Source organism: Vibrio pomeroyi (assembly GCF_024347595.1).
Classification (GTDB): Bacteria; Pseudomonadota; Gammaproteobacteria; order Enterobacterales; family Vibrionaceae; genus Vibrio; species Vibrio pomeroyi.
Genome location: NZ_AP025507.1, coordinates 787,251 through 803,308 on the forward strand (window position 1 = coordinate 787,251; position 16,058 = coordinate 803,308).

The window sequence follows — 16,058 nt, forward strand, 5'->3', positions numbered from 1 at the left end:
GTTGGAGGCCAGTTTATCTGAACCTCGTTCTTTTATGTCACTTCACGCTAGTCAGAATTGCGTTATCATGGGGCAGGCTCAGTCTGGATAGTTGAAATCGAATGGATGATTCACAGCAAAACCCAAAAACGAGAAATACAACGGTAAGAAAAGCGACGCGAATCGAAAGTGTCATGAACTCTGCGATGTGGCATTTAACCCAAAGAGACATGACGGAAAGCGAGTTGATTGCGAAGTTGAAAGTGAAAACGGACAATCAAGATTGGATCAATGAAACCTTGAGCAACTTGAAAGGTTACGGCTATCTTAAATCCGACCAAGATTTCGCTGAGCAATTCGCAGAACAAGCCTTCTTCGGTGAATTTGGATCTCGATACATCGTAGAGAAATTGAAGAAGAAAGGACTCTCCGATTCAATTATTGCTGATGCCATTCACAAGGTTTCTGCTGAAAAAAATATCGACGAACAGACTATATTGATAGCGCGAATCAACAACTACTACACAAGCTTTACCATGAGCCGTGAAAAGCTGGTGGCTGCACTGCAAAAGCGTGGCTTTAGTTACCAGCAGGTGAAAATCGCCATCGATCAGCATCCACAAGCGCACGAACTGAAAAGTAATATCCAAATTAAGGCCGACAAAGCGGATTTGGAGAAAGAAGTGCTCAAGTACGCTCGTAAAGGGAAAGGCTTAACTGCTATCCAACAAGAACTAAGACAGCGACAAATCGATACCACTGAGCTTTCATCGTTGGTTGACCGATTGATCAACGAAGAGCAATTGGACTTTTACTCTTCTTGTTTGGAACAGCTTCAGAAAAAATCTTATGACCTTAATGATCACAAGGAACGTTCGAAGGCCTACGCCATGTTGAGCCGCAAAGGCTTTTCATCCGATGAGATTAAATTTGCGCTGAGTGAAGGCAACGAATAAGTCAGGTACTAGCTAAACAAGGTTAACGAGTGGTGTGTTGGTTTTCAGTGATGCCTAAGCCGTTACGTAAAGCGAACTGCACTAACTCGTTGTGATTATTGAGCTCCATTAGTCCAAGCATTCTGTATTTATGGGATTCAATGGTACGTGGGCTCAAGTGCAACCTATCGGCACACTCTTTGGCGGTAAACCCCTGAGCAATCAGAGAAAGCACCGTGGTTTGCTTCTTCGTAAGTAACAGCAATTTATCGCTATCATCCTCCCACAAGTTTTCGCTTTGATTCAGCGTCCTCGCTAAGGTTGAATGCTGCCAATAACAAAGCCACATTTCACAGACTAGTTTCAGTCGTTTGATGTCTTCGAAACCCAAGGTGTTTTTGTTGTCATGAAAGTTGGTAAAAGAGAGGGCGCCCCAGCGTTGATTAAACAGTTGCAGAGGGATAATACAGTGCCATTTTCCACCTTGTTTGTGTATTTGACTCAACACATCGTTTTGGCTGATCGCGAGTTGTGCCTCTGAAAACTCCAAGTAGGTTTCAGACGTTTTAAGAAGCTTTAGGTACTCAAGGTGGTTACAGCCAACAAAGTCTCTTTTGTTGATTGAAGGGATGTGCGATTTGGAAACTGAACAGGTTTTCCCATCTTCCAGTAACACCATCGAATTTGGGTAAAGCGTGAGCCTATCGATATCGAACCAGTCTAGAACATCAAAGCTTGCAGTGGACCAAGTCGCGTTAAAATCCCTTGGGTCACTATTGATCAAGGTTGCAGACTGACTCATCAACAATTGTTCAAAGCTCTGTTTAGAGGCGTTCACATTTTATCCTTATTAAAAGTTTGGCTATTCATTCACGCGGTGAAGATATTCGCTAACTCGTGGCAGCGCAAGTTAACGCGATAAGATAACTAAGGTGTTCTTAATTCTCTTTTTTTATAACACTTTGTTCTATCTATTCTAGTCAAAAGCAGTACATTTGCTGCATAAATCAGCCTGTGATTTTAAGAGAATCGGACGTTTTATATCATCGAGCAAAACCGTGATAGCGTTTAGAGTCTTACTCATTTCATCCATACTGATCCTCACTTTTCCTAGTGCCATAGCGTCGCCAATGTTTGTTTACGCACAGTCTCCGATTCATTCAAACGTTCTATCAACTCAGCTGCGTTCAGCCCAACCGAATAGAGCCGGCACGATAGAGTTCAAGTCATCTTACACACAGGCCAGTATATGGGCTCATACGGAAGCCTATTCTCTAGACTACTACCAAAACCAATCCAATATTGCTGTTGAGTGGCAAGCGTCTCCTATCTGGAAAACGGAACTGGATTATCGTGTCGTTACGGCAAAAGATAACGGCTTAGATAGCTTTGTGATGGGGTTTCATGATCTATTTGGCATTGGGCAAAACGGTCGTGATGAGGTCGCAGAAGATCAATTCACCATGGACTTTCATAATGCTGGCGTTCATGTCTCTGATTTTGAAGGTGATGACTTAACCAATGCGCTGACTTTTTACAATGAGCTGTTGCTGTATTCCAGAGGGCCTATGTCGCTCTCTGCTGGTGGTTCTTTGTACTACAACAACGTAAGAAGTGGCCAATTTGCGAGAACAAGTTTTGAGCAAGGCGTTCAACTTAACTACAGCTATATCACACCCAAACACAGTATTTTTTCGACCGTCGGTTTAGTACATCGAAATGGCGATAATTCCTTTGTTGGTCTAGAAGACTTAAGTTTTGAAAACGTAAGCGCGAGTTGGGCGATAGGGTATGAGTATCGATTGAATCAGCGTCATAGTTTGCTTATTGAATCTCTCAACTATCAAGGGTGGGCGAGCAACGATCCAGATTTTTCTGAACCTTCCAACGAAGTGGTCGTGGGTTACCGTTATCGCCTACATCAACTTGCGATTGAGGCTTTGATGATCGAAAACATCCGTAACATGGACAACAGTACCGACATCGGGTTTACGCTCGGGCTGCGCTTCTTAATATAAAAGCCATATCAACATATCATTATGTAATTTAATTCATCAAAGCTATAAAATTTCAGTAAATTTACGGTATATCAATAACGTGATTTTTTGAACAATAGCGCCACTCCAAAAGGCCGGACTAACAAGGCCGAATCAATATATAGGTAGTGGTAACCATGAAAAAAACATTAGTAGCACTTGCGATTGCAAGCATTTCAACTTCAGCATTCGCTGTAAACACAAGCAGCCAAAACAGCCAGAATGAAGAGATGTTTGCTTTTGATTCTATGCACAAAGATCAATTCTCAGTAGCAGGTTCTTTCGGTGTTGGTGGTTACTACGACACAGGTTCTAAAGCATTTTACGATGATTGGGCGACAGGCCTAACGCTTGCGGTAAGTTACCGTAACAACCGTTTTGTTGGTTACTTCGAAACGGACATGATGCTTCAGTACACGACCGACGATAACGTTGCAGCGAACGACGCAGCGACATCTGCTTGGGTAAACGGTATTGATACTGGCCCTGCGACAGACGTAGATAAAGCGTGGTTGGGTTTTGACACTGGTTACGGTATTGCTTCATTTGGTTGGGAAAATGACACGGCGCTAGATAAAGTCGACGGCGCAGGCGACAACACTTACGAGTTTGGTGCTTCTGCTGGCGATGCTTCTGATGCATTCAACGTAGTTAAGTTCCAAGGTGCAACAAGCGGTATCGCTTACGGTATCTCTTACTTTGAAACGAAAGACTCTCGCAACGATGATAATTTCGACAAAGGTGTGAACGGCTACATCGGTCTAGAGCAAGAAGTATTCAACCTATACACTGGTTACGAGAACCGTGACTACGAAGATGATTTCGAAGTTTACACAGTGACAGGTAACGTTAAGGTTGGCGCGCTTAAGCTAGGTGTGAACTCTTGGATTGAAGAGAGTGATTCTGAGAAAAACACAGGTTACTACCTATCAGGTGGCTTCACAGTTTCTGAAGACCTAACGCTTGCTGCTGGTTACGCATCTAGCAACAACGAACTTGACGGACAAGCGGATGTAGATGCTTCTTACATCAACATCGCAGCAATGTACCGTATCGCCGAAAATGCAGACATGGGCATCGATATCAAACAAGACATTGAAGGCTCTCGCATTGGTTCAACTGGTATGCAATACGACGAAGAAACACACGTATTCGCAGCAGCTTACTACTACTTCTAAGAACATAAGCAATTCTAAGAGCTTAGATTTACTTAAGAACTTAAGAACTTAAGAACTTAAGTCCTTAGAACTCAAATACTCGAAATTGAACGCTATGGTGTAATTGCTGCCCGGTCTTTACACCATATTTTCTTCTTTGTGCGGCTTAAGCATCCACGGTTCGACATGTGGTATGCCACTCAAGTTTGACGAGTGGATTATTATCTGGAGAAATACAATGGTTAAGAGTATGACTGGCAAGGGTGTCATTTATGGCAATGACACTCTGTTTACGTGTAAACCTAATCGCAATGGATTGTTTGAATTAGCACGTAAGCATGGAAGAGTTGCTGGTACTCGCCCGCAAGACTCGCAAAACAAGGTGTACGTTGAATCTTTAGATGAAGCGTGGGAGCTACTTAAAACTGAGAAGTTTTATATTGTTTTGACGGGGCAGGTGTACGGCATCCATAGAAAGTCTTTGAGAAGCATTGAATCGGTTGATATTGAGTTTGATACCGAAATTCGGTCAGCTTGCGTTTCGATGTAGTGCCAAGATTTAAAAGAAAAGGACGATGAAATATCGTCCTTTTTGCGTTTTAGCTTTTTTGCTTCTGATTTTTTAGAGCGTAGGGGCTTGCTGACCTTACACGCTGATTATCGCCCGTATTGCTCTACAATAAACTGCTCAAAATCATCACACATTTGGTCATTCGACTTTGCGTTATTCGCTAATTCAGTTGCCCCGTCGACAATAGATATCTTCGCATTCAAATCAGCGACTTGTGCGCGTTCACGAGAAGCCAGTTTTTTGATCTTTTGCTCTTCAATCGCCCATGCCTGTTCTGGTGATAAGTTACACTCGTCGGCAAGGTATTTGGCATTGAAGCCTTCCCCAGTAAGACTTTGTATTGTCGCGTTATGGTTCACGCTATTGCCTTGATGCCAATAGTGCTCAGCCAACAAAGGCCCGATCTCTGGGTTATCTGTTAAGTAGCCAAACTTCTCGGTGAAATATGCACGCGTTTGGTACACCGCCATATGAGCTAACAAGTAACCTTGATATGCGCAAGATGCTTCATCAGACAATAAGTGCGGGATCGCCATCAGTGGGCGAGGGCTGCAATCTAATCCTAGAATTTTCTTTTCACTGTTGCGAGCAAGCGCCGTGATCTTTTCAGGCGTCAGGTCTTCATCAGCCATCTCGTATAGAGCTCGTTCAAAGTAAGGAACCACAAGAATGCTGCGTTCTTGGTAAGCGCGGAACGGTTGTTTGTTATCAATGATGGCCTTGATCAATTCATCTGGTACAGCTTGGCCTTCTGAATTTAGCGCGTACTGTTTTAGCCAATCGGCGTCATTTAACAAGCTATCGCAGAACATCGATTGAGTTTCCGCATATGCCATTGACGTTGGGGCGAACTCTTGAGAGAAGCAAGGAGCGTTCATTTTCACGTTGGCAAAATGAGCTGCGTGACCACCTTCGTGGAACAAGGTGTTAATCCCATCATAACCACTGCCGATTTGATCGGGTTTAGCGTTGCTAGTGAAGTTCACTTGAGCGGCAACCCATTCACCTTGGTCATAGAAAGAAGGGATGGGCCCATGACAGAAGCCATTTGGGTATTTTCCTTTGCGATCAAGCAGATCCAATTTCAATGTCGCTTGAGAGTATTCGATGTTCAGTCGGCCGAAAGATTCTATCCAGCGTCTCAGTGATTTTGAAAAGGGAACATAAGGGTCTAAGTCATTCATAACGTCACCAGCAAAAGAGTAGGTAAAGTTATGCGCTTCGAGTGCACTTGTGTCTTTCTGCTGAGCTAAGTTCGTTAGACTTTTTTGATGGCTATCGCGTGTACGAGCTTCAAAGTCATCCAGAATCGTAAACAGCTGCTCGGTCGTCATCTGTTCAGTTTTCACGACTGAGTAATCAAAAAAGGTCTTAAAACCCAGTGATTGAGCAAATTGATTACGCTTTTGGATGAGCTCAATGAAACCATTAGCCAGAAGCCATTGTTCAAGTCCTAATAGTGCTTGATGCGCCGAAAGCCTCACTTTTTCATTGTTATTGGTTCTTACTGTTGAACCGAGAACCGGTAACGATCCTTCTGTTTCCTCACCCGCTTCATTAACGTACGTCATCACGTGATTCTGTTTTTTCTCAAACAGCTCTGCTTCGAACTTGATGAGGTCTGCTTTTAGCGCCTGAGATTGTTGGGATTCGATAGCGTGAGATCTAAAGGTGGCTAACCAGCCATTTAGCCCTGTTAACGTGCTCTCTTTTTCTTGAACGTCTTGAATCTCGTCAATGGCAGAAATGTGCTTTTCGATAGCCGTAATTTGTTCAGCTGCACTAAGAAACTCGGTCCACTGAGTTTGCGCTTGTGTCGAGCCATCATGGTCGTCACTTATTCCCATGTAAGTATCCCAAAAGAAGTCTTCTTTTGCTTTATGAGTCGCAAGATACTTTTGATTCAATTCGTTGAGATAGTTCGTAGCAGTCATGATATTCCTTGAAAATAACGCTTGAATTTCAAGATTATGACACATTCATACGATGTATTTTGTGACATTGCGTATATCGGAATGTAAGTCACAAGGTGTCGGTTTACATTACGGCGTATGAGTGATAATTAATGAACTGTTAATGTTTTGTTTTTTGCTAGTATTGTTTAGGGAATATTCGCTGATTTTTATCCCCTTTTATTGAGTAAATTGATGTTCTCAATGTCAGCGTTTTTGTAAGGAAGAGGTTTAGGATGGATCCTATTTTATATATCGAAGTTGGTGGCGTTGTATGGCAGGTGATGGCCGATGGTACTTGGCTTCAAGTGCCCGCATCACAAACCAAAGTTGAAGGTGTGCAAGTTGTGAGCATTGAGCCTCAGAATTTGGACCAAACTCAACCTCTCACTGAACCGCAAATAGCCGCTGTAGAACAACAGTTGGAAGAGGTGGTTACTCAGCTTGTCAACAATATCGAAAGCGCACCTCAGCAACAGAACTCCGCCAATGACCAACCTAGCGCTAGCGCCTCTTTCATTGCTTACGTTCGTTCGACATTAGATGAAACTCTGGCAGAAGCCGGTTTTGATACTCGACCAACAGAATACTTTGAAGACGATACAACATCGAATGAAGGCAACCTCGACATACTTTTACCGAGTGCTGCATTAACCGTTGATATTTTAGATGGTGGTGATGGGTACGAAAACCAGTTCGAAGTACCTTCAGTTACGATAACGGGGACCGCTGTTGATGTTCGAGACGGGCGTACCGTTCTTCTAACGATCACCGATGTGAATGGCAACACAGTCACCACCACCGCAATAACAAATGACGAAGCTTATGTCGTCAACGGTGTTGATCTCTCTTCACTCGCGGAAGGTGACCTTAAGGTCGACGCGGTCATCGCCGATGACTTTGGCAATAGCATTACTGCTAACGACTCTACAATCAAAGACACTCTAGCCACAATCGATGTCGATTTTGATGGTTTTGGCGATGAGTTTTATAACAAATTCGAAGTCGATAATGGTGCCTTGGTAGGTACAGTAACTAATGTTGAAGATGGTCAGACGATAAGCATTTCCATTACTGATAGCCAAGGCCTCACCCAAGAATACACAACGACCGTATCGGGTGGTACATGGACTCTTACTCTACAAGACTACTCTAGTTTTGCGGAAGGGGAACTGACGGTGATTGCTAACACCATCGATGTTGCCGGAAATCCAACGACAGCGACAGACACCATTGTCAAAGATACGCTGGCGAGTATTACAGCAAGTGTTGATGATGGCGGGGATGGTGTTCTCAATAGTTTCGAAATCCAATCTGCCAAATTCCTTGGTACGGTACAAAATGTTGAGGATGGACAAACGGTCAACATCCGAATTTCAGATAGCACCACCAACGTGATCGTTCTAACGGCAACGGTTGTGAATGGTGCTTGGTCTGTTGAAGGCGTTGATTTAACGAGCTTTGCAGATGGCAGTATTTCTATTGAGGCTGACACTATTGATATCGCAGGTAACCCAGCGAATGCAGTAAATAGTGCAGGGGTCATTGTTATTGATACTGTTTCGCCAGTTATTGATATTGATACGTTAGATGGCTTTAGTATTTTGGCATTCCGTAGTGGCCAACTTACCACCATGCAGGGTACAACCAATGTTGCAGAAGGGCTCCCAGTTTACATTGAAGTAAGCGATGGGACTCAGACCCTAGTATTTGAAGGTGTTGTTGATTCTGCGGGTAACTGGCTGGTGGAGAATATTGATATTTCTGCCCTAGATTCATCTGCAGAATGGACGATTGACGCAAAAGTTTTCAATACAGTCGGCAACGAGGCCATCGATGACATGCCGACGATTATTCTTCCTGAATCTGTGGTGTTTTCGGAAAACGTCATCGGTATTTTTGGCGATGAAACACAAACATCAGATATTCGCATCGATTTTGCAGACATCTCGTTTGGTGATGATCAAAGTCTAGCTGAGTCATTAACCTCGCAAGGCTTAACGATTACTGTCGCAGTATCGTCTGACAAGCAAAGCTTGGTTGGAACACGAAGCGATGGCCAAATTGTATTCGATGCTGCTATTTCCGGCAGTAACGTAAACATCAATTTCTATAAGGCGATTGACCAAGAGGCTGATTTAGATTCTATTCAGACCGCGCTGGTTATTGAGGGTTTACAAACGGATGCGGACGGCACCACAGAGCTCGTTATTGGTCATCTGCCTATTGTTATTAAAGATTCGGAACCACTCATTTTTGATGAATTTTATGACGTTATTGAAGGTGAGGTGGTATCCGGCAATGTACTCAATAACGATATCTATCTTGATACCCAGCTAACCATAAAAAGTGTTGAAGTTGATGGGACGACCCAAACAATATCAGGCAGTGCTCCTGTATCATTTACTCTTGATGAAGGTGTTTTAACCGTCTTTGCAAATGGTCACTGGACGTTTGTCGCCAACAGAAACTTAGATCACACCGTAGCTCAAAACATCAGTTTCAACTATGTCGCAGGCGATAGCAGTAATGACTTCGGAAATGGCACCGCGGTTATCGATATTTTCGATGGTGATGCTGGACAAATACTGGATGGGGATGCAACCACCACAGAAACAGATGTTTCGGACGGTATACAAACCGTTGTCGGGCAATTTACAGTTTTAGGAGAGTCTGATAATCCTGACCCTGATTCATTAGTGTTTAGTGCTGATACCCTCAACCAGCTTGATGCCTTGAACCTGACAACAAGTGAAATTCTCTTTCCACTGTCTTACACGCTTTCTGCTGATGGGAAAGTTATTACCGCTCAAGTAAGTGGTGAGACGATCTTTACACTGACACTTTCCGCAACTTCAAGTGGTGATGATGTTTTAGCTAATGTCACGCTCGTGTTGAATAAACCACTTAACCACGAATTGGTTAAAGATTCTTTTACTCTGCCAATGCTCATTGAAGGTAATGATCTCGATGGAACACCATTAGGGGAAGGGCGATTCGAATGGATTGTGAAAGATGGTTCTGACCCTATATTAGTATCTGTCAGTGATGCTGCGGTTGATGAATCTGACCTCTCAAGTGGTGCAACGACAAGCACTGGTGTTTTCAGTCTCAATTTAGGAAGTGATTACGAGGGAGCACTTTTTTTCAACTTAGCTGATCAACCCATGTTATTTAGCGGAGGCGAACAGATTGTCTACACGGTCTCACCGAGCGGAAACTTACTCACCGGTTACGTTGGTTCTGTCAGTGCGGAGAACGTTGCTTTTACGCTTAGCTTCCCTCAAACAGATAGCCAAGTTGACTCGGATGTAACCTACACATTTGTTTTAAATAAAGGCTTGGATCAAAGTTCCCCTACAGACCAAATTCCATTTGTTGTCACTGCCAGAGATGATGACAACGATGAAACCAAATTAACCTTGAACGTGTCAGTGACTGATGGCGGTGAGCCGACGATTGGTTCGGGAACTGTTGAGTTGAGTGAAACCCCTATCGCTGATAGCATACCTTCGGGAGTTGGCTCAACAGCAAACGTGAGCTTAGCCGTTACCGCGGGCAATGACCCTCTGGTTTTCTTAGGTTTGGATGTGACCACTGGTCAAGCTGTTCTCGACAGTGATGGTATAGCGGTAACCAATAATGGTGAAGCGCTAACTTGGCGTGATAACGGTAATGGTACCTTTGATGCAGTTCTCGGTAACGGTGATGCTGTTTTCAAAATCAAACTACCAGATAACTTCAGCCTTGAAGCCAATGGTTCAACAAGTGTTGATGTCGTCATTGAGCTTTATCAGTCCATTGATCATGGCTCTGGTTCTAAAGATACCGAGCTGACGATCCCAGCGTCTATCGTCACCATTGACTCTGATGGATCGAGAGACACGCAAGAATCCGACATTAAAATATACGACGGTAAAGATCCTGCATTCTCAATTGTAGGCAGTATATCTGTTGATGAAGATGGACTCATTGGTGACAACGAACAAGCCGGTACTGAAGAGCCGAGTCCATCTATATCCATAATTCAAGGCTCGGACGATATTGCTTCCGTATCAATTAATATTGATGCATTTGATGCTCTCGGTTACACCAGTGGTGGGCGAGCGATTTCCTTACAGGAAGTAAATGCCGATGGTTGGCATTACGCGCAAGATTCGTCAGGTAACGATATCTTCCGAATTCGCTTCAACAACGATGGCACCACCGAGTTTAACCTTTATGGACCGCTCGATCATGCCACGGGTGACGGTGAAAATAACCTTGCTGTGAATTTTGAATTGGTTGTCACAGATGCCGACGGCGATAGCTCTGATCCCGCTATTTACTCTGTAAACGTAACTGACGCAGTTCCAATTGCGCGAAGTGGTTCTATTGAGTTAGTGGAAGGCGACAACCTTAACGGACAGTTTTTAACGGAAGAATTTGCTGGCGCTGATGGCGCCACCATTATTAGTTTCGATTATCGCGGTACTACTTACACCTTTGTAGATGCTGATACCCCAATAACCATTGATCTAATCAACGATTTTGACAGTGGTAGCGTATACGGCCAGTTTACTCTCTCATCAGACGGTAGCTACCAACTAACGACGAAACCGAATGTAACGACCAACCCTGCCGATCCCAAGATCGTCGATGACATTGACTATTTGGTGCGAGATGCCGATGGCGATGAAGTCGTTAGTAACGCTGAGCTCATACTGGATGATAACGAAGGTTTTATTCGTTATGAAGATTCGGAAACCACAGAAGATAACGATGCGATTATTGTAGTCAGTGTTTCAACTGGAGATATTGACCAAAGCGAAACCGTTACGGCTATTGAGTTCTCCGAAGCATCTTTAAACGGTGGTAGTTTGTACCTTGATGACGTATTGCTTCAAGTTGTAGACGGCAAAGTCACCTTGTCTGGAAGTCAATTGGCTGCAATTGATAGTCAGTTTACAGGCCCGAATGGACAGTTGACCTATCGTCCAGCTCTGCATGAGTCCAATACCACGTCGACGGTTATTTTGGCGATCAACGCGATTATTAGTACCGATACTGTACCAAAAGAGCTGACCGCTGATATTGCTGTTTCTGTTTTACCTGTAGCTGACGCACCTGATTGGTCTGATTCGGTCTTCACTTATCAATCCGTGGAAGATGATGCCGACCCTATCAAGCTTGATATTACCGCTCAACTCGTTGACCAAGATTCGTCGGAAACACTAACTTATACGATAAGTGGTATTCCAGATGGTCTGAATATCACCTTGAACGGAAATGCCGTTAAAGAGGGTAAGGAGTACACTCAGAATCAAATCGACAAAATGGAAATCAGAGCTGATGAAAATTTAGCGGGTCGATTTGAATTTGAAATTACTGCGATTGCGACTGAAGCAGGAAATACCTTTGCGGATCCAGATGATAGAACTGCCGATATTGTTAATACTGTAGTCGTTGAGATCTCACCGGATGCGGACACTCCAATTTTATCTGTTAAAGATTACAAAGGTTTGGAAGATGAAAACATCTTCTTAAAGAACGTAATCAATGGTGCGTTGACTGATACCGATGGTTCTGAATCTTTAAGTTATCAGATTGAAGTGCAAGACGGCTGGGCGATTCAAGGAGGATTGTTTGACCTAATTGGTCCTAATACTTATCTCGTGTCTGCTGAAGCGATAGAGAACGGCACCGCTTATTTAATCCCAAAAGAAGACATCAGCTCCTTTACGGAAGACCTATTCATTAACGTGACTGCCGTTTCTTATGAATCGACAATTGACTCGTTAGACCCTGTTAATGTGACTGCGCTTAGCGATACTAAAACCATCAATATTTTCCTCAAAGGTGTAGTGGATGAGCCTGTTGTTGTGGATGGAGGCAATGCACACTGGGAATATGATAGCGACACTAAAGTCATCAGCAATCAATCTGTTCTCAATGAAGATGGTTTGATTCGACTCGACTTTGTTGTTCAAACCTCAGATGACGATGTTTCAGAAGAGATCAACATTCTCCTGACCAACATCCCTGAAGGCACTTTGCTGGTGGATGCTCTGGGTGAACCAGTGTCACTGACGATTGCTTATATCGATGATGTTACTGGCGCAGTATTCCAAGTCTCTAATGCACAATTGAATGATTTGTATCTTAAGCCAGTCGCTGATTTCAGTGGCGAACTGGAACTTACCGTTATTGCTATCTCAACTGAACCTGACGGTGATTCGGGCGAATTTCCGATGACCTTGAAGGTAGAGTTAGCGCCTGTTGTTGATCAAAAAGATGGCCAAACGGTAAGCACTCAAGGTATTGAAGACAGCCAAATCGGATTGAATCTTGAACCATCTGTAAATCAAGATGTCGATGGCAGTGAGTCTTTAACTGGGTATGTGATTGATAGCCTTCCTGCTGATCTGACTCTCTATTTTGACGGCAGTGTGATCGAAGTGCCTGCTTCAGGTTTGGATTTAGAGAGCCTATTGGATAGCACGACGCCAACATTATCGGAGCTTTTAAACAGCGGCAGGTTGTCAGTAACGGCAACTGAAGATTTGAGCGGCACGTTCTCAATCCCAATTACTTATGAAGTTACAGATACGTCGCCGACGGGCGCGACCGATGTAAAAGATATCTCGGGATCCATTAGTGTCACTGTTGATGCGAGGGTCGAGTCAGATACACGTTTAGAAAGTTCGGGTCAGCTGTACACCAGTGATGACGGCTCTCCGGTCAACGTGTCAGATGCGGTTACTTTTGTTGATGCTGATATGGATGGCTCTGAGTACTTAGATTATATCTTGATCGATGTACCTGATGGTTATTCTTTGATTATCGACCACCCGAACGGAGCCGCTCAAGATATTTCAGGAAACTGGATTATCTCGGCGAATGGCCTAACGAGTGATTCTATCCAAGAATTGGCGCAAGAAATCCTGAGCGGCATGACGATCTCCAGCCCAAGTGACACCCCTGTGTTAGATATTGTGGTGCGTGCTCGTGTCATTGATGGTGAAGATTCGAAATACATTGATACCTCATTCCAAATTCAGATTACAGGTCATGACGGCGGGGGCGGTTCTTGTGACCCTGTCGGCCCACCAAGTCCAATCCAACCTGATGGCGATATTAAAACGCCAGAAGGTGAAGATATCGATCTAACGGGTTTATTAAATACTGATGTTGCCAGTGACCCAGACAACACGATCTCTTTCTATATTCCAGCTGACTCTCTGCCTGAAGGCGTCGAGATTTCAGGGGAAGGTGTTATTGCTGAATATGATGCAACTGGTGAAGTGGTCGGTTACTCGATTACTGCTGGTGGTCTATCGAAGTTAACGCTAACTGGGTTAGATGAAGACTTTGCAGGGTGCATTGATTTCACGATAGAGACGGTCGAAACCTCACCGTGTAATGGTGAAACAGTCACGACAAATCAAACGATCAGTATTCAAGTACTGCCTGTTGTCGATGACATTACGGTTGCAACGGATTCGACAACAATCCAAGAAGACATCACAACGGATCTTAATCTTGAGCTTGTTCTTGGAGATAGCGTTGAAGAAGGCCAGTTAATCACGGGTGAAGGCAACAGCGCTACTGGTAAAGAGACCGTTAACTCTCTGACCATCACAGTATCAAATGGTGTGACACTGTCGGAAAGCCCTGCCGATACTGGCTTGTTGGTTGATAACGGCAATGGCACATGGACGGTAACCGATCCTAGCCGATTGAGTGATGTGTTGGTGACACCACCAGAACACTACAGTGGTGAAATTACCTTAACGGTAACAGCCAATATTACCGATGAAGCGGATTGCGTAACTGAAACGGATACGCAAGATAAAACGACTGTAGTGACGATCACGGTTGAACCTGTCGCTGACGCGGCAAACTTGGTAACACAAGACATTGTCGGCGATGAAGACAACTATATTTCATTGTCATCACTTAGCGCAGAGCTGATTGACCAAGATGGCTCTGAAAATATGTCCTTGGCATTGAAAGGCGTGCCTGAAGGCGCAATTGTCGCGTTAAAAGTGGGCGATAGTTACGAATTGGTACCGAATAATGGCGTCGATGGCGGCACTTTTGATGGTAACCCTACTTACGAGTGGCAGCTGGATCCGAGCCAGCTCGCAGATCTCGTTATCATGCCGCCACGAGATTTCAGTGGTGACATGAATCTTGTACTTGAGGCGATTACTCAAGAAATCGGCACCACAGAAATTCGTTATACCGAATCTGAATTCACGGTCGGTGTGAACCCTATTGGTGACAAGGTTGAGTTCTTCGATTTACCTGAACAACTGACGGGCAGTGAAGATGAAGGCATTGTTATTCCGCTTGATGCGAATAGCTTTGAGACGAATAGTGATGAATTCTTGTCAATTACGGTAACGGTAAATGGGACTTCGGACCCATCAGGGTTAGTTGGGTTAGACCGAATTCGAATTGGCTCTGAAACCAGTTCTTTCACCAGTGTTGGTGGCATCATACAGGCGACGATCATCGTAAAAGCCAGCTCTGTCGATGAGCTCGAATTCTTTGCAGGCGATGCGTTTGGTAATCTCGATATTACGATTACAGGCCGAACGGTCGATCAAAACACTGTACTTGGTGAGTTAGTGGTCGACACGGGTGACCCAAGCTCGCAAGACATGACGCTTGTTATCACACCAGAACCTGATGCTCCGTTACTGAGCGTTGAATACCCATCGATAGTCGCGGAAGCGAGTGGCACGATTCCTCTAGGCTTAGATCTTTCTTTGGTTAACCCCGCGGATTCAGAGGAGGGTTTTATCACCATCTATGACATACCTGCAGGTTTGACCTTCTCACATGGTTCGATGGTCGGAGGACAATACGTGGTGGACCTGGCAGATGTACCTAACCTGGCGATAACAGGGGGCTACAGCAGTGGTGATCAATTTGAGCTAACGATTGAGCCGTCTGCAGAGATAGGCAACAACCAAGCGGTAGGTTTGCCTCAAACGGTATCGGTTGAATTTGTCGCTGAAGGAGACTCTACGATTACCGCAACAGAGGATAACGATCTGCTGATTGGCGGCGCAGGCTCAGATAATTTTGTATTTGAATCGTCAGGTTTGGGGAGTGCAGAGACCCCAAGCTACGATGTGGTTCAAGATTTTGATGCGTCTCCAAATACAGATGCAATTGACCTCTCAGGTATTCTAGGAAGCCTTGGGCTGAATACCGGAGTAGGAGCAACACAATACCTAGATTTAGAAGAATCTGGAGAAGGCGTAACCATTTCTATTAAACCAAATGGTGATGAAGACGTTCAACAAAACATCTTACTTGCCGATGTCACGTACGACGATCTGTATCAAGGTGACAGCAGCAGTGCATTAGAAGCACAAATTTTACAAAAAATGATAGAAGACAATAATTTAACGCTGTAAGTTAGATGTACAGTC

At 44.1% G+C, this 16,058-nt stretch carries 7 protein-coding genes; 5 read left to right on the plus strand and 2 right to left on the minus strand.

The window, feature by feature from the left end; genetic code table 11:
• Positions 1-101 precede the first annotated feature (101 nt).
• On the plus strand, positions 102-935 hold the full coding sequence (locus OCV12_RS19655; RefSeq protein ID WP_261886983.1) for a RecX family transcriptional regulator: 834 nt from the start codon (positions 102-104) through the stop codon (positions 933-935).
• Between the two features lie 22 nt (positions 936-957).
• Here OCV12_RS19655 and OCV12_RS19660 read toward each other — a convergent pair whose 3' ends face one another.
• Positions 958-1,752: a response regulator transcription factor gene (locus tag OCV12_RS19660; protein WP_261886984.1), complete on the minus strand. Its 795-nt coding sequence runs from the start codon at positions 1,750-1,752 to the stop codon at positions 958-960.
• A gap of 259 nt (positions 1,753-2,011) precedes the next feature.
• Between OCV12_RS19660 and OCV12_RS19665 the strand changes: the two genes are divergently transcribed.
• The 3 genes from OCV12_RS19665 (at position 2,012) to OCV12_RS19675 (ending at position 4,657) form a co-directional block, all read left to right on the plus strand.
• The gene (locus OCV12_RS19665; RefSeq protein WP_261887149.1) at positions 2,012-2,932 is read left to right on the plus strand and encodes a DUF3187 family protein; all 921 of its coding nucleotides are present in this window, start codon (positions 2,012-2,014) and stop codon (positions 2,930-2,932) included.
• A 155-nt stretch (positions 2,933-3,087) separates the two neighbouring features.
• Positions 3,088-4,128, plus strand: coding sequence for a porin (locus OCV12_RS19670; RefSeq protein WP_261886985.1), 1,041 nt, complete (start codon positions 3,088-3,090; stop codon positions 4,126-4,128).
• Between the two features lie 217 nt (positions 4,129-4,345).
• Entirely contained in the window at positions 4,346-4,657 is a 312-nt protein-coding gene (locus OCV12_RS19675) for a hypothetical protein (protein ID WP_176679383.1), read from the plus strand.
• Positions 4,658-4,764: 107 nt separating this feature from the next.
• On the opposite strand, the gene OCV12_RS19680 is transcribed toward OCV12_RS19675, so the two are convergent.
• Positions 4,765-6,612 carry a M3 family metallopeptidase gene (locus tag OCV12_RS19680; RefSeq protein ID WP_261886986.1) on the minus strand — a complete coding sequence of 616 codons (1,848 nt, stop codon included), beginning with the start codon at positions 6,610-6,612 and terminating at the stop codon, positions 4,765-4,767.
• 254 nt (positions 6,613-6,866) lie between these two features.
• On the opposite strand from OCV12_RS19680, the gene OCV12_RS19685 reads away from it, so the two are divergent.
• Positions 6,867-16,043, plus strand: coding sequence for a T1SS-143 repeat domain-containing protein (locus OCV12_RS19685; protein ID WP_261886987.1), 9,177 nt, complete (start codon positions 6,867-6,869; stop codon positions 16,041-16,043).
• The last annotated feature ends 15 nt before the right edge of the window (positions 16,044-16,058 follow it).